Below are 22,884 nucleotides of genomic sequence, written 5' to 3'. Positions count from 1 at the left end.
ATAAGACTCATGAAATATTGGAAAAAGATCACACTTGCCGTACTCGTCATGCTCACATGCTCCATTACACTATATGCATATGCAGTAACTCATCCAACGAATGCCATGTCACACAAAGCCTGTACATCCTGGGAAATAGTCAAACGCAAAGCGTTCCAGCTCTCACATCCTGATTTCTCCAGCCAATCTGCGCTGGATCGTTCTACCTTCAAGATTGAACAAGGTACTGCTACAGAAGTTCCTGTACTGATGTATCATTACATAGAGCCCAAGCTTAACAATCACGAAACAGGTAATAAATCCATCATTAATCTGGAGGATTTCGAGCAAAATATGAAATACCTGCATGATGCAGGTTACACGACGATTACACTGGATCAGCTTGAACAATATGTTAACGGGAAGATATCCCTACCACAGAAGTCTATTGTAATTACCTTTGATGACGGATACCAGAACAATTACACATTAGCTTACCCCGTGCTTCAGAAATATAATTTTCACGCATCGCTGTTTGTTATAGGCAGTAAAATTCAGGATCAGCCTTCGGTATTTGACACACCCATTAACAGTTTCATCTCTAAGCCAGAGATGCAGGCGGCTACCGACGTATTTGAATTCAACAGCCATACCTATAATCTGCATCACAAGGGATTTATGCGTTGTGGTAACAGTGTGCCTGTCGGTCTGGACACCAGTCTTCTGGATAATGATATCCAGCAAATGAAGGAAAGCGGAATAGACACACCTTATCTGGCCTATCCTTTTGGTTATACCAGTACACAGATGATCTACAAGTTACAGCAACACGGATATCGCATGGCCTTTACCGTAAAGTCCGGATTTGTGCATCCAGGAGATCATCCCATGAAGCTACCTCGCTTGACGGTTACAACAGGTACTGAGCTGGCGGCCTTGCTTCAGTCCGAATCCAGTCCGCAGAACGGGCCGCCTGCATCGGAGAATAACCAGTGAATACTGGACTTTAAACTTCCCCGCCCGGATAGAGAGTCGAGCTATACAGCCTTTTGAGCTGTGGCTTGGCTCTTTTTGCATCGGTTAGTGATAATGTCATCGGAGAACTGGAATAAATCACTGCTTCCTGTCCGTCATAGATGATGATCTGTTCTTGCCCAGTCTGAACCAGGTCTGCATGCACTGCATATCCCTCTTTCGGGAATTCAGTAACCGTTTTCATATCTCCATCTACCAAAGAAGGTAATACATCTCCACCTCGGCGATAGGCCAAAATATAATCGAGCTCACTCTCATCCCAGTTACTTACAGGCTCTATAATCGTTAACCATCCACGAGTCGTGCGATTTTCTTTCCATATTTCTTGCCCTGCGCTATTCAGCATGAACATTCCATCCTTACCATTCTCGTCACCTCGAATAATTCGGTCCAACCCTGCAATCTGTAAACCTTCCATCCCAGTACAAAAATAGCCCAGCGCAATATGCTGTGATTCAATCGAATCTTCATACCGCCATTTCTCATTACCGTAGCGGTCCATCATGACCGTGACACTGCCACCGATCACAACCTCGACTTCCCCATCACCGTCAACGTCGCCAAACCATATACAGTCGGCATGATCATCAAGATTCTGACAAGACCATAACAGCGTCCCATCATGATCCAGCATGTCATATCCAGCCATCACTTCATCCTTCCCATCTCCATCGATATCATATACCCATGGGAAATGTCCCGGATTCCCTTCATGCTTCCATAATAAATTGAAATCATGGTCCAATGCCCATAACGTCTTATAGCGGTCTTTCAGTATAATGTCCATTTTCTCGTGATTACCAGTCAGGTTGGCGAGTATAATGCAGTCATGTGCTTCATCACCTGGCAGATCACGTGTTTCTTTAATCTCACCGGTCCCGCCATCCAACACGAGAAATTGTTTGTCCATGACACACAATACTTCATTATGGCCGTCACCATCCCAATCTGCGATCTGAGCGGGATAGTCTGAGCCTGGACCTCCTGCGTTCGGATCAGGAGTTCCCACCTGCCATAGTAATGTCCCTTCCAGATCAAACGCAGTCAAACAGCATACCTGATGCGGGACATACCGATCGTCTATGCCCCCATCTGCTTGCACCAGCAACATCTCAAGTCTGCCGTCCCCATTCAGATCTCCCAAAAGCATTTTACACCGTTCTCCGGCTTCTTTAATGTCGACTCTGGCGATTTCATAAGGCTGATTGCTCATCATCTTCCTCCTCAGCGTATCGTTAACATTCCATTACAGCTGAGTTCACCATAAAGAAAACCCCTGCTTTTTACAACCCTATTCAGAATTCATGCAAAAATGTTCAAAGCTGCAAAAAAGTGTCCATGTCAAAAAAATACAATTTTAATCTATGACTTATAGCCACTCCATAAATTCAAGGCGATTGCCAAACGGGTCATTTATATAAAAGCGCCTTACACCTTCATCTATCCTTGCTTCGTCCTCAACAATATGAATATGGTTATGTTTTAGATGATCACGCAAATGATCCAAGTGTTGTACATGAAATGCCGGATGAGCTTTTGTAGCGGGAATAAAATCTTTTTGCACTCCAATATGAACTTGGTGTCTGCCACACTCAAACCATACACCACCCCGCTTTCTTAGGGCTTCTGGTTTAGGAATCTCCGTCCAGCCCAACACGTTATTGAAAAAATGACGCGCTTCCGCTTCACAACCTTCTGGTGCTGCGAGCTGAATATGATCAAGACCTAAAATATTGTAAGTCATTCAAACACCGCCTTTAGTTTCACTAAATGAAACTTAGTTTTAAAATATAATTCCATTTTATAGAATAAACCAATGGATATCCAGCTTTCTTTACAATATACACAAAAAAGCCAACCCTTTAGTAAAAAGGTTTGGCTTTTTCGAACTCTCTAAAAAGATATATTTACGTGTTTATACGATGCATATATTTACTCTGTGCTATTTTCACGGTTTGAGCGTATCTTTTTCAACCAAATACGCTCTTTGTCCGTCAAGTCTGCCGTTTCCAACATCTCTGGTCTGCGCTCTAACGTACGAAGCAAAGACTGCTCTCTGCGCCACGCCTCAATGTTCAGGTGATGTCCTGACAACAGCATGTCCGGTACTTTCATCCCCCTAAACTCGGGTGGACGTGTATAGTGTGGATATTCGAGAAGTCCAGTGCTGAAGGAATCCGTCACGGCACTTGTCTCATTGCCGAGCACTCCGGGGATAAGACGCACGATGCTGTCGATCGCAACCATAGCAGGCAACTCCCCACCAGTGAGTACGTAATCACCAATAGATAGTTCATCCGTCACGAGAAATTCTCGAATTCGCTCATCGTAACCTTCATAATGTCCGCATATAAAAATCAGATGATCTTCCTGTACAAGTTCTTCTGCTTTTTTCTGTGTAAACGTCTCACCTTGCGGACACATTAAAATGATACGTGGAGCTTTCATGGTTGCCGCGGCTTCTCCGCGTTGCTCCAGCACATCTTCAACAGCAGCAAAGATCGGATCTGGTTTTAACACCATGCCTCCACCCCCACCGTAAGGGGCATCATCGACCGTGTTGTGTTTATTGGTCGCATAATTACGGAAGTTGGTTGCACCGAGGGATACCAGACCCTTTGTTTGGGCTTTGCCCAGAATGCTTGCTCCAAACACACCATCAAACATCTCCGGGAATAACGTTAATACATCCACTTTCATGTTACAGCAGCCCTTCCATCAGGTAAATCTTCACTTGCTGCTGTTCAATGTCCACATCAAGAACTACATCATCAATAACGGGAATCAGTACTTCTTTGCCTGCTGGCGTTTTAACAACCCACACATCATTGGCACCAGGAGTCAAAATTTCAGAGATGGTTCCGAGCGTTTCACCCTCTTCGGTGATGACCGAACACCCAACGATTTGATGGAAGTAGTATTCACCTTCCTCCAGCTCAGCCAGGTTCTCTTTTAACACTTTGGCCATGCCGCCTTTAAACTTCTCTACTTCATTAATATTGCCATACTCTTTGAGACGAAGAATATACATATTCTTATGCAAACGTGCAGATTCTACGTTAACCATGACTGGATGATTATCGGGTGTAAAGAAAAACAACTCTGCATTTTTCGCAAAACGCACTTCCGGGAAATCGGTCAAAGGCATGATTCTCACCTCGCCGCGAATTCCATGCGTATTAACGATTTTACCTACATTCATAAACTCTGCCATACGTTCCTCCTACGAAATTAAATCAAACTAAACAGCTACTCGACTCTCGTACGGTCGTTCCGGCGACGGTTCGTTCTTTCGATCGCTGTTACCCCCTCATTTTTCGAACTTAATTTAAAAGGTGAAAATGAGGTGATAAAGGCGAACGCTAACGCTTCTCCAGAATCGATCCCGTCCCCTACACTGCTCCGAAGTCACTCATACCCAAAAATATTTTAATTCAATATCTAATCCAACCTATTAAGTTCAGCATGCACGAAAAGGGGCTAGGACATGCATCCTAACCCCCTTTCGTATATCTTTAAGATATGATATCAACGGTAACCCGTTTATCCATCTTAACTGCTGCTGATGTGACGACCGTGCGAAGAGATTTTGCGATTCGTCCCTGTTTACCAATTACCTTCCCGACATCGTCAGGATGAACAGTTAACTCATAAACGACAAGCCGGTCTTTCTCAACCGTCCGAACCGTCACATCTTCCGGATGATCGACTAAAGCCTTAGCAATTATGCTTACTAATTCTTCCATAGATGACCCTCCGAATCAGCACTTTATTTAGATAATTTAGACTCGTGGAACTTCTTCATCACGCCCGCTTTGCTAAGCAAGTTGCGGACAGTGTCAGATGCTTGTGCACCGTTTTGAAGCCATGCCAATGCTTTATCTTCATCGATCTTAACAACAGCCGGTTGTTCAACCGGGTTGTAGTAACCGATCTCCTCGATAAAACGACCGTCACGTGGGGAACGGGAATCCGATACCACTACGCGGTAGAAAGGAGCTTTGTGAGCACCCATACGTTTCAGACGAATACGAACTGCCATTTGAAAATTCACCTCCTTCAATGAAATCTGTATATGATCCAGCTTCGCTTAAATCAACGGAAAGGAAACTTCATTCCTTTGCCCATACCTTTAAGCTGCTTCATCGCTTTATTTTTGCCGCCTTTAGGTCCCATCATATCCGAGAACTGTTTCATCATGCGGCGCATCTCATCAAATTGCTTGATCAGACGATTCACTTCAGCCAGAGATGTTCCACTTCCGGTAGCAATACGCTTCCGGCGACTATGGTTGATCATGTCAGGGTTACGTTTCTCTTCCGTCGTCATAGAGTAGACGATCGCTTCGATCCGGCCCATCTGTTTATCATCAACCTTCAGGTCCTTAGCTTGTTTCATCTTGCCCATGCCGGGGATCATATCCATGATCTGGTCGATTGGTCCCAGCTTTTTGACTTGATCCATCTGCTCCAGGAAATCTTCAAACGTGAATTCTGCATTACGCATCTTCCGTTCCATTTCCTTGGCTTTATCGGTATCAATGTTTAATTGAGCTTTCTCAATCAGAGATAACATATCACCCATACCGAGAATCCGTGAAGCCATACGTTCCGGATGGAATGGCTCCAAAGCGTCAAGTTTCTCTCCAAGAGAAGCAAACTTGATTGGACAACCCGTAACTGCTTTAACGGAAAGTGCAGCACCACCACGTGTGTCGCCATCCAGCTTAGTCAGGACAACACCGGTCAGATTAAGCTGCTGGTTAAAGTGTTCTGCTACGTTAACCGCATCCTGACCTGTCATGCTGTCTACGACAAGCAGTACTTCATCCGGATTCACTACGCTGTGAATCTGGCGAAGCTCTTCCATCAGCTCTTCATCGACATGCAGACGTCCAGCCGTATCGATAATGACATAGTCATGACCGTTATCTTTGGCATGTTGAAGACCTTGACGTGCGATCTCCACAGGGCTTGTCTGATCTCCCAGTGTGAATACCGGCGCTTTAATCTGCTCGCCAAGTACTTGCAACTGTTTGATCGCTGCCGGACGATAAATATCGCCTGCAACAAGCAATGGTCTGCTGTTTTGCTTTTGCAGCATTTTAGCCAGTTTACCCGATGTAGTTGTTTTACCAGCACCCTGCAAACCAACCATCATCAGCACCGTAGGCGGTTTGTTCGCTTTAGCCAGTTTCGCCTGGCTTCCACCCATCAAATCCGTTAGTTCCTTGTTAACGATGTCGATGATGACCATTCCTGGCGTGAAGCTCTCCATCACTTCTTTGCCAACAGCCTTCTCTTTCACCTTGGCGATGAATTCCTTGACCACTTTGAAGTTTACATCCGCTTCGAGCAATGCCAGACGTACCTCGCGCATAGCCTCGGCTACATCTTCATCAGACACCTTGCCTTTGCCGCGCAGCTTGCTGAACACATTCTGTAATCGGGTCGTTAATCCTTCAAATGCCATGATCCCACCTCCTTAAGCTTTAATACTGTTTTCAAGACCGATACGTTCCGCCCAGCCGTTATGATCTTCTCATTCGCTGAGCTGAGCAACGATATCGTGTATTTGTTTGTTGTTATCAATGGAGACGCCTGCGCGTTCCAATTCATTTTGCAAATCTTCAAGATTGCGATTACGCCGTTCATGCTTTTCCAGCAAGCCCAGCTTGCTTTCGTAATTTTCCAGCACTTGTTCGGCACGCTTGATATGCTCGTATACCGCCTGGCGGCTGATCTCAAACTCGGCTGCAATTTCACCAAGTGAAAAATCGTCATGAAAGTAATACTTTAGAAAAGTCTGCTGTTTCTCGGTAAGTAACAATTCATAAAAAGCAAACAGCAAGTTAATCCGGTTTGTCTTCTCAAGCCGATTTTCTTGACTCACATCGGGGCACTCCCTTCGTCAAGGAAAAACACTTTACACTCTTGCAACGTTCCTAATAATACCTAAAACAAATCAGGTTGTCAAGCAAAAATACTTGTCACAATAAAAACAGCTCTGCTCATATGTTATTTCGATGCTTAACAGGTGGTTTATGCCCTTTTTCACAACATGCAAATCTTATCTGTATCTCTGCGATCCACCTCTATGTAGAAGAAAAACGAATGCGTCTCAGTCCGTGGAGATGCATCCGTTTATGGTGTTCTAGCGAAGTGGTGTCAGGTACAGCAGTACCATAAAGAAATGAAGAATACTGCCTGCTAGCACAAAGAGATGCCAAATCGCATGGTGGTACGGAAATCCACGCCATACATAAAACAGCGTACCCAGTGTATACATCAGGCCTCCAGCAACCAGCAGCACAATGCCGCCTGTAGGAATGGCAGCCATAAGCGGTTGCCAGGCAATAACGATGAGCCAGCCCATCGCAATATAGAAAATCGTGGACATGAATAGAAACTTTTTCGTAAAAAATGCCTTAAAGATCACGCCGAATAATGCGATTCCCCAGATTATACCGAACAGGGTCCATCCAAGTGTACCGCGAACAGCAATAAACAAAAGCGGAGTGTACGATCCCGCAATAAACAAATAAATGGAAGAATGGTCAAAAATCTCAAATAAATCTTTCACTTTTCCATCTTTCCATGCATGCACGAGTGTAGAGCTCGTGTAGAGCAGCAGCATGGTGATTCCGTAGATCGTGAAACTGACCACATGCCAGGCCGTGCCTTTCATACTTGAAAATACAATCAATATCACCAGTGCAGCTACACTGAGTGCAGCGCCGATGCCATGTGTCACCGCATTGGCGACTTCTTCACGGCGAGAATAGGTATACGTATTGGCCATTTTCAACCGTCCTTTCTAACCCTTTAGCATTGCCTGCTTTATTCCCATTATACACGTATTGCCAGTGACATTACACGTGACACTTATCACGTCTATCACTGGCAATTCCGGTCAACGCTATTCATTCATCCTATTTATTAATGGTTCTAGGAATTAGCTTCCTCTTCTTCAGCACTTTCAGCTGGCTGTTCCTGGATCAATCCGGCGAACAAAGCATGCACGAATTGCTCCGAATCGAACGGCTGCAGATCATCAATTTTCTCACCTAGTCCCACGAGTTTCACTGGCAAGTCCAGCTCCTGACGGATCGCAACCACGATCCCCCCTTTGGCTGTTCCATCCAGTTTCGTCAGTACGAGACCAGTTACGCCACTTTTCTCACCGAAAAGTTTAGCCTGATTTAAGGCATTTTGACCTGTTGTTGCATCCAGTACCATCAGTACTTCATGCGGAGCTTCCGGAATCTCACGCTGAATGACACGATAGATCTTGTTAAGCTCGTCCATCAGGTTGGATTTATTTTGCAGACGACCTGCTGTATCACAGATCAGAACATCTGCGCCTCGTTGTTTCGCTGCCTGCACCGCATCATACATAACAGCTGCTGGATCAGAACCGGATTGCTGTTTGATAACATCAACACCCGCACGTTGTCCCCATACCTCCAGCTGTTCGATGGCTCCGGCACGGAACGTGTCTCCTGCTGCCATAATAACCTTTTTACCTTCCTGTTTGAACCGATGCGCCAGCTTGCCAATCGTTGTTGTTTTACCAACACCGTTAACGCCAACGAACAAAATAACGGTAATTCCATCCGGATTCATTTTCAATTCATTGTTCTGTTCACCACGAAGAAGATCCGTCAATTTCTCAGACAATACAGGCTGCAGCTCAGCTGCGTCCTCAATTTTACGTTTTTTCACCTCAACGCGCAGGTCTTCGATCAGATTCATGACCGTATTCACGCCAACGTCTGCTCCAATCAAAATCTCTTCCAGTTCTTCATAGAACTCTTCATCGATTTTTTTGCGGCGGATAACGAGATCCGACACTTTTTCCACTAGCCCTTTACGTGTCTTTTCCAATCCATCCTTGAACTGTTTGGTGACCGACTCCGTTTTGCTTGCAATGCTGTCTCTCAGCTTTTTAAAAAAACTCATAAAGCCCCTCCATCGTGTACATAATCTAATCGCTTTTGCAAAAATGCTCAACCTGAATGATATTGAATGATTACAATGAGTTCAAGTGTCTCGCAAGTTTGGATCAGATCAGGCAATTACTGCTTCCTCATCTTCCAGTTTAACCGAAACGAGCTTGGATACTCCGCCCTCTTCCATCGTAACACCGTACAGCACATCCGCCTCCTCCATCGTACCTTTACGATGGGTAACGACGATGAACTGTGTCTGTTCGGAGAATTCACGCAAGTACTGGGCAAAACGTACCACGTTAGCTTCGTCCAGCGCTGCCTCAACTTCATCCAGCACGCAGAATGGTACAGGTTTGACATGCAGAATAGCAAATAACAAAGCCATCGCCGTCAAAGCCCGCTCCCCACCGGATAACAGTTGCAGGTTTTGCAGTTTCTTGCCTGGTGGCTGAGCCACAATATCTATTCCCGTTTCAAGCAAGCGCTCCGGGTCCATCAGAACAAGGTCAGCACGCCCCCCGCCAAACAGCTTGGTAAACACGGTACCGAACTCACGGCGGATTGCATCAAACGTGATCTTGAATCGCTTCGCCATCTCGTCTTCCATTTCCCGAATAACCTGATACAACGTTGTTTTAGCTTCTACCAGGTCATTCTTCTGTTCACTCAGGAATTCATATCGCTCATTGACCCGCTGGAACTCCTCAATCGCTCCCAGGTTAACATCACCCAGAGCCGATATGCTGCGCTTCAGCTTCTGTACCTCTGATTGTGTATGCTCTACATCTTCCGGCACAGGATAACGCTCTTTGGCCAGTTCATAGCCCAGTTCGTATTCATCCGTCAGCTTTCGCAGTATATTTTCCAGCTCAACATCCAGGCGATTTACGGAAATTTCTGTTTGCCGCATCTGCTCTTCCACAGCTTTTAATTGCGTGCGTTGTTCCTTCGTTTCGCTCTCGGCCAGTTCAAGCTTCTTCGATAACTCAGTTCGGGCAGCGCGTTTGAAGTCCAGCTCCTGGGAAGCTTCCGCTTTTTTCAGCTTGTACTGGTTCAGATCTTCAATCTGCTTGACACTCTCGGTCTGTGTTTTCTTGAGATCTGCTTCCATCGAAGCCAGCAACGTGCGATTCTGACGAAGATCTTTCACCAGCGACTCCACTTCCCGCTCCAGACGTCGCAATTGTTCTCCATTGGAGAATCGCTCCTGATCGAGCTTACCTTCGCGCACTTTCAATTCGGTGAGTTGGCTCTGCAATTCTTCCTTCGCGGATTCATTGGCTTTCCGAGCAAACTCAGCTGCATGAATGGCACGATGAGTCGCTTTTTCTTCCTCTTCAAGCTGCTCCAGCTTCTTCACAGCGACGATGCGAGCCGTATCCAGCTCTTTGATCTCTTCGGTGAACCCGCTCTTCTCCTGCCCGGCAACGGCCACCTGTTCAAGCACGTGGCGAAGCTCATGCTCTACCTGCTTCATTTCCATCGAAGCCTGCTGTTCTGCATTTCGGGTATCATCACCGGACTGACGGAGTTCATCCAGTTTGTCCTGACACTGCTCCAGTTGAACTTTTACATCATCCACACTGCGATGCAGTTTCACGATCTGATTTTCCGTATCCAAAATATCCTGGTCGAGCTGGTCCAGCTGCCGTTTCCGGCTGAGCAGACTCACATTTTTCTTGTGCTGGCTACCACCCGTCATGGAACCACCCGCATTGACCACGTCACCTTCAAGCGTCACGACCCGGAAACGATACTGGCAACGAGCCGCAATTTTATTGGCAACCTCCAGCGTTTCGGCAATAATAACATTACCTAACAGACTGCCAATGATCGCAGCATACTTGGATTCGAATTGTACGAGATCAGCACCAATCCCCACAAAGCCTTCCATACCTTCGATCATGGAACGTTCAGCCGCTCCAATGGCACGAGGACGAATGACATCCAGAGGCAGGAACGTTGCACGCCCCAACTGGCGTTGCTTCAGGAAAGCGATTGCCTGTCTGGAAACCGATTCATTTTCCATGACCACATGCTGCAAGGATGCTCCCATCGCTGTTTCTACCGCAAGTTCGATCTTCTCGGGAACTTTAACGAGTTCAGCCACAGCTCCATGAACACCGTTAAGCGTGCCTTTACGTGAAGCCTTAAGGACCTCCTTGACACCCAGCATGAATCCGTCAAAATCATCCTGCATCTCTTTCATCGTATCGCGGCGTGAGACCTGAGCTTCACGCTTCTGTTCCCATTTACGGACTGTGCCCCGACTTTCTTCCAACAGCTTCTGCAGCGACTGGAGTCGTTCACTTTCCGTAATGTAACCACCACGCAGATCACTGATTTCTTTGCCCAAACGAACAACTTTTTTCTCAATGTCCGCTTTGCGACTTTCCAGTGTCTCTTTTTGATCTTCCCATTTGCCCGATTCCTCTGCCGCGCGATTCATTCTGCGCTCCAGCGTTTCCTTCTGCTGATCCACATAACGAATTTCATTGCGTGTCTGAGCCATCTGATTCATCAGTTCCAGCAAGTTTCCTTTGAGGCTTTCCTCTTGCTGTTGACTAATGCCACCTGTGACACCAATGAGTTTGGCTTCTTCCTGGGACAACTGATTTCTAACTTCACTCAGTTCATGCTCAAGCTTGCCAAACTTCTCACGCAGTGCAAGCAGCTCGGTTTCCCGTTCGCGATGTCTCTCTTCACTGGCCGCAAACGTTACTTTGAGCTGCTCCTGATTCGTTTGCAGATGGTGCGAGCGCTCTTTGAGCAGTTCTCCAAGCCCTTCACTTTTCTCCGTCGCTTCACTGAATTGCAATAAGGCGGATTGCAGTTGCTCTGTCTCTGTTTCCAGGATACGCAGCGCATTCCGATCATTTTCCAGCTTGGCATCATGCGTAGATACAATCGCCGCCAGTCCAACCTCTTCCTGTTTTAGCGATTGCAACCTTTCATTGGCTTTACTCCAAGACGCATGAATCTGTTCGATCTGGTACACATACATGGAAATTTCCTGCGATTTGAGCTGAGAACGAAGTTCCTTATAGTGGATCGCTTTCTCCGATTGTTCCTTTAGCGGTCCAATCTGATCTTCCAGTTCGGTCACCAGATCATGAATACGCAGCAAATTCTGCTCTGTCTCATCCAGTTTGCGCGTAGCGTCCCGCTTGCGGGATTTATATTTAACGATACCTGAAGCTTCTTCAAAGATACCCCTGCGATCCTCTGAACGGGTACTCAGAATCTCTTCGATTCGCCCCTGTCCAATAATTGAGTAGGCTTCTTTACCGATGCCGGTATCCATAAACAACTCCGTTATATCCTTCAAACGACAAGATTGTTTGTTGATAAAATATTCACTATCTCCGCTGCGATGTACCCGACGAGTCACCGTCACTTCACCAAAATCCAATGCAAGTGCATGATCTTCGTTATCAAGCGTTAACGAAACTTCACCGAAATTGACGGCCTTCCGTGCGTCACTGCCTGCAAAGATGATATCTTCCATCTTGCCACCACGCAGCGACTTGGCACTTTGTTCCCCCAGAACCCAGCGAATTCCGTCCGATATATTACTCTTTCCACTTCCGTTCGGACCTACAACAGCCGTAATGCCACGAACGAACTCCATCTCCGTTTTGTCGGCGAATGACTTGAATCCACCCAATTCAATCCGTTTTAAAAACATAGGGTTTCTCGTCACCTCCTCTTGCAAATTTCAAGTATTACATTCAAGCGCCTAAATAAATTGAACTAAAATAAGATTCAACTTATTTTAGTTAACGATCAGGCAGACTCCCCCCTGAACCTCTTTACAAAAAAAAGAGCAAAAAGCAGTCCGGCCGATTACTTCCGCCGGGGCGGACCCGCGGGCTGCTCTTTGCTCTTCGTTTGTCTATGCGCTATCGGTTAAGCTCCGGCTTCCGGAAGCTTCAGTCGATCAAGTGCTGCAGATGCAGCCTGTTGTTCGGCTTCTTTTTTGGAACGCCCTGTACCTCTGCCAAGCCGTTCTTGACCCATATGGACCTCCGAGACAAACTCACGTTCATGGGCAGGTCCCCGTTCCTCAACGATACGGTATTCCAAAGCTCCCATATTGTGATGCTGAGTAAGTTCCTGCAGTTCCGTTTTGTAATCACTCATTTGCAGCTTGCTGCCCAATACGATTAATGGGAAGACATGCTGGTCGAGAAATGCCCGGACAGGCGCAAGCCCCTGATCCAGATACAATGCACCAATGAAAGATTCAAACACATCCGCCAGCAGAGCCGGCCGTGTCCGTCCTCCAGTTAGTTCCTCACCTTTACCAAGAAGTACATACTGCCCAAAACCCAACGCTTCAGCAAATTTGACGAGGGAAGGCTCACAGACAATGGATGCCCGCAGCTTAGTTAATTCACCTTCCGGACGGTTAGGATACAAATGATACAAGTATTCCGATACAGTCAGTTCCAGCACGGCATCGCCCAGAAACTCCAGACGCTCATTGTCCTGATGCTGACTGAACCGGTGTTCGTTTACATAAGAAGCATGGGTAAACGCTTGTTTTAAAAGCTGCCTGTTGTCAAATTTGATTTGAAGTTTGTGTTGTAACTGCTTCAGATCTTCACTCAAACGAACTAGCCCCTTATGCTTCAAATTTTTTGAGAATAATGGTGGCATTGTGACCGCCGAATCCAAATGAATTGGACATGGCAATATTGACTTTGGTTTGACGTGGAACATTTGGCACATAATCCAGATCACATTCCGGATCCTGATTTTCCAGGTTGATCGTTGGAGCCAGTGTCTGATGTGTCAGTGACAATCCGCAGATGACCGCTTCTACACCACCAGCAGCGCCAAGCATGTGGCCCGTCATGGATTTAGTGGAACTCACTGCGAGCTTGTACGCATGATCACCAAACGCCTTTTTGATCGCAAGCGTTTCGGATCTGTCGCCTACAGGCGTCGAAGTGCCGTGTGCATTAATGTAGTCCACTTCTTCAGGCTCAATACCCGCATTACGAAGTGCCATCTTCATGCAACGTGCCGCTCCGTCCGGATCTGGTTCTGTCATGTGATGTGCATCGCCAGTCAGACCGTAACCGATCACTTCACCATAAATGCGTGCACCACGTTTTTGAGCATGCTCCAGGGATTCCAGAATCAGAACACCAGCACCTTCGCCCATAACAAAACCATCACGTTCCGTATCAAAAGGACGGCTTGACTTGGCAGGATCATCATTACGTGTAGACATTGCGCGCATGGCACAGAACCCTGCAAGACCCGTTGGTCTGATTGTTGCTTCCGCACCACCACAAATCATGGCATCGGCATCACCATTAGCAATCAGTTTGAAGGAATCCCCGATGGAGTGTGTACCTGTTGCACAAGCGGTAACAACGTTAATGTTAGGACCTTTGGCACCAAGAGAAATGGACATTTGGCCTGAAGCCATGTTGGAGATCATCATGGGAATGAAGAACGGGCTTACCCGTTTTGGACCTTTTTGCAGCAATGCATTATGTTGGTCCTCCCACGTACCCAATCCACCAATACCTGATCCGATGGATACACCGAAACGCTCTGCATCAATATTTTCGTTAATTTTCAGACCACTGTCTTCAACGGCTTTGAAGCCGGCTGCCACAGCGAACTGTACAAAACGGTCCATTTTGCGAGCATCCTTGCGATCCATATATTCTTCCGGGTTGAAATCCTTGATCTCGGCTGCAATCTGTGTCGTGTATTCACTAACATCAAACGCCTCAATCTGAGAAATTCCGGACTTTCCTGCCATTAAACTGCCCCAGAACGTTTCCAAATCTTTTCCGAGCGATGTCATTACGCCCATTCCGGTAATTACTACTCTTTGTTTCAAACCGAGTCACCTCTATATCGACTGCATTACGCAAGTATTTTGTGGGAATATCCGCAAACAGACATCTATTCAACCAAGATAGGCCTGTTTGAGTAGAGCTGCTTGCGGAATGAGAAAAACCAATGAATGATGAGAAGTCCCGCCTGTTCGAAAACATGTGCGGGACTAAAAATGACTTTAGGTATGAGATTGTATGTAGTTTACAACTTCACCTACGGTCGTGATTTTTTCTGCATCTTCATCAGAGATTTCCAAATCAAATTCATCTTCCAATTCCATGACCAATTCCACTACATCCAAAGAATCAGCACCCAAATCTTCTTTGAAAGATGCTTCAAGTGTAACTTCAGCTTCGTCTGCGCCCAAGCGGTCGACGACGATGCGTTTTACACGCTCCAATACATCGGACATCCGGTTCACCTCCTTCTTTGGTATTATACGAGAATCGCAGGCAAAATGCCATAGAAGACATATGCGGCTCCCGGCCGGGGAACCCGGCCTTTTTCCGGCATTTCGGATCGTCCAGCGCCTGTTCCCCGACTATTGTTCAAGTCCGGGAAGAATTACATGTACATGCCACCATCGACATGCAGCGTCTGCCCTGTCATATAAGATGAAGCCTGTGAAGCCAGGAAAGTGACTACACCGGCGATTTCATCCGGCTGACCCAAACGGGACAACGGAATACCACTTAGCATACCGTCCACCAGCTCCTGGGACAACTCTTTTGTCATATCTGTCTCAATGAAACCTGGTGCAACACAGTTAACTGTGATTCCACGAGAAGCCAATTCACGAGCAGATGCCTTTGTCAGACCAATGACTCCTGCCTTGGCAGCAACATAGTTCGCTTGTCCAGCATTACCAAGCACACCTACAACCGAGGAGATATTGATAATTCTTCCCGACCGTTGTTTCATCATTGGACGTGTAACCGCCTTAAGGCAGTTAAACACACCTTTGAGATTGGTTTCAATAACCTGATCGAATTCTTCCTCTTTCATACGCATGATCAGATTATCACGGGTAATACCGGCATTGTTCACCAGAATATCAATGTTGCCCCATGCTTCGAGTGTAGCTTTGACCATTTGTTCAGCTTCATCCATCAGGCCAACATTGGCTTGAAGTGTAATTGCCTTGACTCCTTTGGCACGAATCGCTTCCGCCACTTCCTCTGCTGCTGCTTGACTACCCGCATAATTCACGGCTACGTTCGCTCCAGCTTCTGCAAGTGCCAGTGCAATACTGCGCCCAATGCCCCGGGATGCCCCGGTAACGAGTGCATTTTTACCTTCTAATGGTTTAGACATAATCATTCCTCCTTTCCCCAAATCTATATCAGTTCAACCAAAGAATGTTTACACTCGCCACTCCGATGACAGAATAACCTTCCGATCGCTGTTATCCCCAGATTTTTTGATTCCTTTACTAAAGGGAAAATCCGGTGATAAAGGCGAACGCTCCGCTTCTTCAGGTTTTTTCTGTCCTCTCCGTTCTCGTGTAAAAAGTTTAGTTTAACTCATATAACTCCTTCTAATTCACTTGCCGTTGCTTCGAGCGTTTCAAGACTGTTCACATTGTACAATTTTACGGTTTTATCTGTTTTTTTAATCAAACCGGTCAATACACTGCCAGATCCAATCTCGATGAACGTATCCACGCCTTGCTCAATAAGCCATGTCACACTGTCTTCCCATAATACAGGAGAATAGACCTGAGCTGTCAACAAATCCTGAACCTGTCCATCCTCTGCAGGTCTTGCAGTCACATTAGCGACTACAGGAACCGCTGCCGGTGAGAACGTAACGGTTTTCAGTTTCTCTTCCAGCTTCTCAGCTGCACCCTTCATCAATGAAGAATGGAACGGACCACTTACTTCAAGTAGAATGGCGCGTTTGCCGCCCGCTTCTTTCACTCGTTCTGCGACAGCAGCTACTCCTTCTTTCACACCAGAGATGACGATTTGTCCCGGACAATTAATGTTGGCAAGTTCAACCGCATGACCACTTTCAGATACGTCACGGCAAAGCACCCCCAGCGCTTCCCGATCCGCACCCAACACAGCAGCCATCGCTCCTTGTCCACCCGGTACTGCCTGTTCCATATACTGACCACGTGCCCGCACAGTGCTCACTGCGTCAGCAAACGAAAGAACGCCCGCTGCCACCAGTGCACTGTATTCTCCCAGACTGTGTCCAGCCGTATAGTCAGGCTGAATTCCTTTTTCTTTGAAAGCTTCAAGCAAGGCAATACTTGCTGTCAACAGAGCCGGTTGTGTATTTGATGTCTGTTTCAACTCGGTCTCCGGTCCTTCAAATACAAGGTTGCTCAGCGAGAAACCCAATGTTTCATCTGCTGTTCGAAAAATCTCGGTTGCCGCAGGCACGGACTCATACGCGTCCTTGGCCATGCCTACAGCCTGTGATCCCTGTCCGGGAAATACAAATGCTATTTTACCCATCTCATTCATCTCCCAGATGTCTATTTTACCAAACGAGTACCGATGCACCCCATGTCAAACCGCCACCGAATCCAACCATCAGGACGGTATCTCCGGCTTTCATGCGACCTTCCTCTGCAGCTTCTACCAGAGCAAGCGGAATGGAAGCAGCAGATGTGTTTGCATACTTATCCACGTTGACTACAACCTTTTCTTCAGGAAGTTCAAGTCGTTGCATCGCAGATTGGATAATCCGAATATTCGCTTGGTGAGGAACAAACAGATCCACATCCGTACGCTCCATACCAGCCTTGCGTAATACCTCAATGGTAGCCGTCCCCATAACACGTACCGCAAACTTGAACACTTCACGACCGTTCATGTAGATGTAATGCTTTTTATTTTCAACGGTCTCTGCGGAAGCAGGCAGACGGGAACCGCCGCCTTCCATCTGAAGAAGACTACCGCCAGAACCTTCGGCACCGAGATCGAATGCTTTGAAGCCACGACCTTCCGGAACTTCACCAACGACTACCGCGCCTGCTCCATCACCAAAGAGGACACATGTGTTACGATCTGTATAATCCGTAATACGAGACAAGCAGTCCGCACCAATAACAAGTGCATTGTTGTACATGCCGCTTTGGATGAAGCTCGTAGCACTTGCCAAACCGTATACAAATCCGGAACAAGCAGCCGACAGATCAAATGCCGCCGCACCTTTTGCACCCAATTTGTCCTGCAAGATGCAGGCTGTCGATGGGAATGAAGAATCCGGGGTAATGGTTGCAACAATAATCAGATCAAGGTCACTGCCTGTCATGCCTGCAGATTCAAGGGCTTTAATAGCCGCTTCATATGCCAGATCAGAAGTTGCCTGATCGGGCGCAGCGATATGACGCTCTTTGATTCCTGTACGACTGACGATCCACTCGTCATTGGTATCGACCATTTTCTCCAGGTCACTATTCGTCAAAATTTTCTCAGGCACATATTTCCCTGTACCAATAATCCCTACTGGGCGCAAATTATTCATGTCGTCACTCACTTCCCGCTAATTTCCTTAGATATGCTCTCTACCAGCTGATTCTGCACTGCAATCCGAGCTTGGCGCACAGCATTTTTGATGGCATTGCCATCAGCAGATCCATGACTTTTCACAACCAGTCTGCTCAAACCGAGGAGCGGCGCTCCGCCATGCTCCGTATAATCCAGCTTCCGTTTCAACCCACGTAGCTCAGGCATCAGTACAGCCGCAGCCAGTTTACTTTTGAGAGAAGATGAGAATTGTTCCTTAAGCAAGGCGAAAATGGCACCTGCTGTGCCTTCCAGCGACTTCAGCAGTATATTCCCTGCAAAACCGTCACATACAAGCACATCACAAGCACCCGTCAGCACATCACGAGCCTCTACATTACCGACAAACCGAATTGGGAGTTGATCCAGTAAAGGATACGCATGTTTGGTCAACTCATTTCCCTTGCCTGGCTCTGTTCCCACATTAAGCAATCCTACTCTAGGGGACTCTATACCTTGTACTTTCTGCCGATACAAACTTCCCATCAGGCCATATTGTGCAAGGTGCTCTGGCTTGGCGTCCATGTTCGCTCCGAGATCTAATGCAAGTACACCCACATCATCAATCGTAGGAATCATGGGCGCAAGCGCCGGACGTTCAATTCCTTCCATGCGACCTACAACAAGCAAACCCGCTGTCATCAGCGCTCCGGTATTGCCTGCCGAGATCATCGCGTCCGCTTCGCCCTCTTTCAGCATGCGGCCTGCTACCACCATGGAGGCATCCTTCTTGCGACGCACTGCTCTTACCGGTTCGTCATCCGAACCAATAACTTCGGAAGCATGCCGGACCGTCAGATTGGAAGGTCTCACACCTGACTGACTCAAAAGAGGTTCCAGCTTGGCTTCGTCGCCGATCAGGACGATCTGTGTATCCGCCCATTCCGTGGCTGCTGCAATCGCACCCTCTACGGTTGACGCAGGTGCATTGTCGCCTCCCATGGCATCAATGACGATTTTCATCCCAAATGCCCTCCTTCTCCGCTGTCTTCTCCACCTGAATGGTAGATTACAAAATTGCCTTGAAACACCATTTCTTCACCAACATAAGTGAACACTTCCACTTTAGCTTTGCCCTTTTGACCCGGAATCGATCTCACATAGGCCTTTGCAATACATTTCTCTCCCAAATGGACTGAACGTACAAAACGAATGTCTGCTGAAGCAGTCAACGCGATCTCGTCATTAATAATCGCCACAGCCAAGGAGTTGGCCTGTGCAAAGACATAGTGTCCACGTGCAATACCTGTTCTTGAAAACACGTGTTCTTCCTTAATCTCAAACAAGGAAATCCCACTCTTGTCCAGCTGCAAGTCCACAATATCACCGATAATCTCATGCAGGGGCAGCGAGCGTACCTGATCATACGAACGCTCTGCCATCAGTTTCATCCGCTCCCGAAGTTCGGGAATTCCAAGTTCCAGCCTGTCAAGACGAATCGTCTGAATACTCACCTTCAGTTGGCGCGTAAGCTCCTGATCCGTCACAAACGGGTTCTCTTCAATCATTTTGGTTAACTGCTGTTGCCTCTGTCTCTTCGGTACACGTTCGATGCCTGACACCCCCCGCTGTATCGTTTACGGAACCGTCCCATCCGGCCAGTTCAACCATTCATTCCCTGTTACTTCTATAGTCGCATCCCTGGTCACCAGGGTCGTTCTCAAACGGATTATGGTTCATCTATATGTAACGTCAAATCTTAGAACCTGGTACTAAACTATAGTATATCCCATCCCGTGTCAAAAAGAAAGGCTGGCCGAACAAAAACAGTTGACCGTTGTGTAGCCTGGATTTCAAGCTGTGCCAACACTCTTCTGAGGCTCTATAATCCAAAAAAGTAGCACCTCATCGAAATGAAGTGCTACTTAATGTCCAACTATTATTGAGAGATGATCTCTCTTGCTTTGTACGTTCCGCACACTTTGCACACGTGGTGACTAAGTTTAAGTTCGCCACATTGTTCACATTTCACCATGCCCGGTACAGCCAATTTAAAGTGAGTGCGACGTTTGTCGCGACGCGTCTTGGACGTTCTCCGTTGAGGTACTGCCATTATTCCCACCTCCTTATCAAAATCAACCTTTGCAGGTAGTCTTAAAATGTTCGATTTTCAATCATGCTCATTTAAAAAAATCCTTGAGCCCTGCAAGCCGCGGATCGATAACCTGGTTACCACAACCGCAGTCACCTTCGTTCAGCTCATGGCCACACTTGGGGCATAACCCTTTGCATGTATCGCTGCATAGCGGTATAAACGGAAGATCCAGCAGAAAAGCTTCCTCGGCATAACCCTTCAGATCAACGCTATCTCCATCCACATAGAGCGTATCATCGTCTTCGTGTAATTCCTCTGGCTGTTTTCCCTGCTTGAATTGCTCATGAAAATCAATATGAAAATGTTCATTGATCGGCTTAAGACAACGGGAGCACAACATGTCCACTCCTACCGTCAGCTTGCCATGAACATCCACAACGTCACCTTCTCTGAATTCTGCAGATAAGTCCGCAGTCAGCGGGGTAACGGCTGTGATATCTTGTCGGTTAGAAACCAGTTCCTTGATATCCCACTGTTCGTTAAACTTAAGGGGACCATCACTGGTAGCCACTTTGCGAAATGGCATTAACATTTCCCATCACTCCAAACGAAACCAATTTCATAAATCCATGTCCAACGCATTACGACAGTTATACAGATCAAGCCTGCTTTTGTAAAGCAATATTATCCTGACTGTATGTATTCTGACGTTTCATCGTTAAAAGTATTATGAAATTGACTTAACAAACAAAAATCATTATACCGATTTTTCAAGACGTTTGTCAACACTTTTAACTTTACACCCTTTTTTAAAACCAATGGCCCAAGACCGTTTACTCCATCTGGTCTATTATAGACTCACTTCAAGACAAACTACAAGTTCTCATTTTGTTGCAGTTTCTTGCAAACACCGGTCACATTTCGTTAACGTTTAGTGTGATCTATATCACACAGACCCGCTTGCCCCCTATCTATACTTGCTATAAACCGAGGCACGATCAGCTCCATGACCGATTTATTATTCAACTATTTCATTATCATATTGGGAGGGAATTATGCATGTTAAGCGAACACACAATTACCGTCATTAAATCTACAGTCCCCGTACTTGAAGTCCACGGCGAAGCGATCACACGCCACTTCTACGAAACGATGTTCACAGCTCATCCGGAACTGCTAAATATTTTCAATCATGCAAACCAGAAACAGGGACGGCAGCAAGCCACCCTCGCCAATATGGTGTACACCGCTGCCCTTCATATCGATAATCTGTCCTCCATCCTCCCTGCTGTCCGGCAAGTTGCACATAAACATCGCAGCCTGGGTATCGTTCCCGAGCAATATGCGATTGTCGGCACCTATCTGTTACAAGCTATCAAAGATGTACTTGGAGACGCAGCTACCGATGAGATCATCACGGCGTGGGGCGAAGCCTACAATGTCATTGCAAACGCCTTTATCGGGATCGAACAGGACATGTATACAGAAGCGGAAAACCAGACAGGTGGCTGGGAAGGATTTCGGACCTTCAACGTTGCCAAGAAAGTGCAGGAAAGCGAAGTCATCACGTCCTTTTATCTCGTTCCAGACGATGGTAAGCCTATTGCCAGCTATGAACCAGGACAATACATCAGCATCAAAATTCAGCCAGAGGCACAGTCATATACCCAGATTCGTCAGTATAGCCTTTCAGAGGCCCCGGGTAAACCATACTATCGCATTTCCGTCAAGCGTGAGCGAGGTGTGTTAGAGCGCCCTGACGGAGTTATCTCAACGTATCTACACGATCACATTGAGGAAGGCAGTCAGGTGGAACTATCCGCTCCTGCTGGCGACTTCACACTGAATGCAGAGGATAAACGTCCTGTTGTGCTGCTTAGTGGCGGTGTTGGATTAACTCCAATGATCAGTATGTTGAATACGCTGGTTCAATTGAAAGAAAAGCGTTCAATTACATTTTTGCATGCAAGTCCCAATGGTCAATCGCACGCGTTCCGTGATCATGTGAACAGTGTGGCCAAACGTAATCAGGGCGTTAAAGCTTATTATTGTTATACTCAACCTGAGGATGCTGATCGTGAAAATGAGTATTTTCATAAGGCAGGTTATATGGATGCGGTCTGGCTTCGTCAAGTGATCGATGAACTGGATTCCACTTATTATCTTTGCGGACCGGTTTCGTTCATGCGGGCAGTGTATACGGAACTTCAGGCGCTAGGTGTTGCAGCGGACAACATTCATTATGAATTTTTTGGGCCCAAAGCAAGTTTATCTCTCGCGCCGGAAAGTGTCTAAGCGTGCTGATTTATTAAGTTGAAGAGGTCGTTCTCCGATTATCGAAAATGTGTAATATACAATAGATTTGCAGGCACTGTTTGACATCCGTTGATGTCGGATTTGTGCCTTTTTCTTGTCTGAATTGGTGCATGATTTGATCTAATACATGACATCCCCTATGATGGAATGGATGTTATACATACTCGGTTATTCAATCGAAA

At 46.6% G+C, this 22,884-nt stretch carries 23 protein-coding genes; 2 read left to right on the top strand and 21 right to left on the bottom strand.

Annotation, left to right across the window (positions count from 1 at the left end):
* The first annotated feature begins 9 nt into the window (after positions 1-9).
* Positions 10-975, top strand: a complete 966-nt coding sequence (locus AC1S8V_RS11135; protein WP_482073646.1) for a polysaccharide deacetylase family protein — start codon at positions 10-12, stop codon at positions 973-975.
* A 10-nt stretch (positions 976-985) separates the two neighbouring features.
* Here the strand turns inward: AC1S8V_RS11135 and AC1S8V_RS11130 are convergent, their stop codons facing one another.
* From AC1S8V_RS11130 to AC1S8V_RS11030, 21 genes are all read right to left on the bottom strand, one after another.
* Positions 986-2,227, bottom strand: coding sequence for a hypothetical protein (locus AC1S8V_RS11130; RefSeq protein ID WP_482074457.1), 1,242 nt, complete (start codon positions 2,225-2,227; stop codon positions 986-988).
* Between the two features lie 156 nt (positions 2,228-2,383).
* On the bottom strand, positions 2,384-2,758 hold the full coding sequence (locus AC1S8V_RS11125) for a VOC family protein (RefSeq protein ID WP_482073645.1): 375 nt from the start codon (positions 2,756-2,758) through the stop codon (positions 2,384-2,386).
* A gap of 188 nt (positions 2,759-2,946) precedes the next feature.
* A complete protein-coding gene (trmD, locus tag AC1S8V_RS11120) occupies positions 2,947-3,714 on the bottom strand; it encodes a tRNA (guanosine(37)-N1)-methyltransferase TrmD (protein ID WP_482073644.1) in 768 nt (255 codons plus the stop codon).
* Position 3,715: 1 nt separating this feature from the next.
* A complete protein-coding gene (gene rimM, locus AC1S8V_RS11115; protein ID WP_482073643.1) occupies positions 3,716-4,228 on the bottom strand; it encodes a ribosome maturation factor RimM in 513 nt (170 codons plus the stop codon).
* Between the two features lie 301 nt (positions 4,229-4,529).
* The gene (locus AC1S8V_RS11110) at positions 4,530-4,760 is read right to left on the bottom strand and encodes a KH domain-containing protein (RefSeq protein ID WP_017689218.1); all 231 of its coding nucleotides are present in this window, start codon (positions 4,758-4,760) and stop codon (positions 4,530-4,532) included.
* A 23-nt stretch (positions 4,761-4,783) separates the two neighbouring features.
* Complete coding sequence (rpsP, locus tag AC1S8V_RS11105) at positions 4,784-5,056, bottom strand: 30S ribosomal protein S16 (protein WP_017689219.1); 273 nt, start codon at positions 5,054-5,056, stop codon at positions 4,784-4,786.
* Between the two features lie 53 nt (positions 5,057-5,109).
* Positions 5,110-6,486, bottom strand: coding sequence for a signal recognition particle protein (gene ffh, locus AC1S8V_RS11100; protein WP_482073642.1), 1,377 nt, complete (start codon positions 6,484-6,486; stop codon positions 5,110-5,112).
* 69 nt (positions 6,487-6,555) lie between these two features.
* Positions 6,556-6,906: a YlxM family DNA-binding protein gene (gene ylxM, locus AC1S8V_RS11095; RefSeq protein ID WP_482073641.1), complete on the bottom strand. Its 351-nt coding sequence runs from the start codon at positions 6,904-6,906 to the stop codon at positions 6,556-6,558.
* Between the two features lie 261 nt (positions 6,907-7,167).
* Entirely contained in the window at positions 7,168-7,815 is a 648-nt protein-coding gene (gene trhA / locus AC1S8V_RS11090; protein WP_017689222.1) for a PAQR family membrane homeostasis protein TrhA, read from the bottom strand.
* A 146-nt stretch (positions 7,816-7,961) separates the two neighbouring features.
* Positions 7,962-8,975 carry a signal recognition particle-docking protein FtsY gene (gene ftsY, locus AC1S8V_RS11085; RefSeq protein ID WP_482073640.1) on the bottom strand — a complete coding sequence of 338 codons (1,014 nt, stop codon included), beginning with the start codon at positions 8,973-8,975 and terminating at the stop codon, positions 7,962-7,964.
* A 108-nt stretch (positions 8,976-9,083) separates the two neighbouring features.
* On the bottom strand, positions 9,084-12,653 hold the full coding sequence (gene smc, locus AC1S8V_RS11080) for a chromosome segregation protein SMC (RefSeq protein ID WP_482073639.1): 3,570 nt from the start codon (positions 12,651-12,653) through the stop codon (positions 9,084-9,086).
* 221 nt (positions 12,654-12,874) lie between these two features.
* The gene (gene rnc, locus AC1S8V_RS11075) at positions 12,875-13,579 is read right to left on the bottom strand and encodes a ribonuclease III (RefSeq protein ID WP_091031948.1); all 705 of its coding nucleotides are present in this window, start codon (positions 13,577-13,579) and stop codon (positions 12,875-12,877) included.
* A gap of 13 nt (positions 13,580-13,592) precedes the next feature.
* Positions 13,593-14,831 (bottom strand): beta-ketoacyl-ACP synthase II, encoded by a 1,239-nt coding sequence (gene fabF / locus AC1S8V_RS11070; RefSeq protein WP_062833763.1) that lies wholly within the window; start codon positions 14,829-14,831, stop codon positions 13,593-13,595.
* A gap of 177 nt (positions 14,832-15,008) precedes the next feature.
* Positions 15,009-15,242 (bottom strand): acyl carrier protein, encoded by a 234-nt coding sequence (acpP, locus tag AC1S8V_RS11065; protein WP_024630176.1) that lies wholly within the window; start codon positions 15,240-15,242, stop codon positions 15,009-15,011.
* Positions 15,243-15,394: 152 nt separating this feature from the next.
* The gene (fabG, locus tag AC1S8V_RS11060; RefSeq protein ID WP_210107774.1) at positions 15,395-16,144 is read right to left on the bottom strand and encodes a 3-oxoacyl-[acyl-carrier-protein] reductase; all 750 of its coding nucleotides are present in this window, start codon (positions 16,142-16,144) and stop codon (positions 15,395-15,397) included.
* A 209-nt stretch (positions 16,145-16,353) separates the two neighbouring features.
* Positions 16,354-17,295, bottom strand: a complete 942-nt coding sequence (gene fabD / locus AC1S8V_RS11055; protein ID WP_482073638.1) for an ACP S-malonyltransferase — start codon at positions 17,293-17,295, stop codon at positions 16,354-16,356.
* A 25-nt stretch (positions 17,296-17,320) separates the two neighbouring features.
* On the bottom strand, positions 17,321-18,310 hold the full coding sequence (locus AC1S8V_RS11050; RefSeq protein ID WP_482073637.1) for a beta-ketoacyl-ACP synthase III: 990 nt from the start codon (positions 18,308-18,310) through the stop codon (positions 17,321-17,323).
* 8 nt (positions 18,311-18,318) lie between these two features.
* On the bottom strand, positions 18,319-19,314 hold the full coding sequence (plsX, locus tag AC1S8V_RS11045) for a phosphate acyltransferase PlsX (protein ID WP_482073636.1): 996 nt from the start codon (positions 19,312-19,314) through the stop codon (positions 18,319-18,321).
* The gene (gene fapR / locus AC1S8V_RS11040; RefSeq protein ID WP_482074456.1) at positions 19,311-19,859 is read right to left on the bottom strand and encodes a transcription factor FapR; all 549 of its coding nucleotides are present in this window, start codon (positions 19,857-19,859) and stop codon (positions 19,311-19,313) included. Before fapR ends, plsX begins: the two co-directional genes overlap by 4 nt.
* A gap of 371 nt (positions 19,860-20,230) precedes the next feature.
* A complete protein-coding gene (rpmF, locus tag AC1S8V_RS11035; RefSeq protein ID WP_017689233.1) occupies positions 20,231-20,404 on the bottom strand; it encodes a 50S ribosomal protein L32 in 174 nt (57 codons plus the stop codon).
* Between the two features lie 67 nt (positions 20,405-20,471).
* Positions 20,472-20,978 carry a YceD family protein gene (locus AC1S8V_RS11030; protein ID WP_482073635.1) on the bottom strand — a complete coding sequence of 169 codons (507 nt, stop codon included), beginning with the start codon at positions 20,976-20,978 and terminating at the stop codon, positions 20,472-20,474.
* A 467-nt stretch (positions 20,979-21,445) separates the two neighbouring features.
* Here AC1S8V_RS11030 and hmpA point away from each other — a divergent pair, with 467 nt between their 5' ends.
* Positions 21,446-22,681, top strand: a complete 1,236-nt coding sequence (gene hmpA / locus AC1S8V_RS11025; RefSeq protein ID WP_482073634.1) for an NO-inducible flavohemoprotein — start codon at positions 21,446-21,448, stop codon at positions 22,679-22,681.
* The last annotated feature ends 203 nt before the right edge of the window (positions 22,682-22,884 follow it).

This window comes from Paenibacillus sp. B46(2026), from assembly GCF_056786355.1.
The sequence above is the reverse complement of the archived record's forward strand: the minus strand, read 5'-3'. Positions and strand labels throughout refer to the sequence as shown.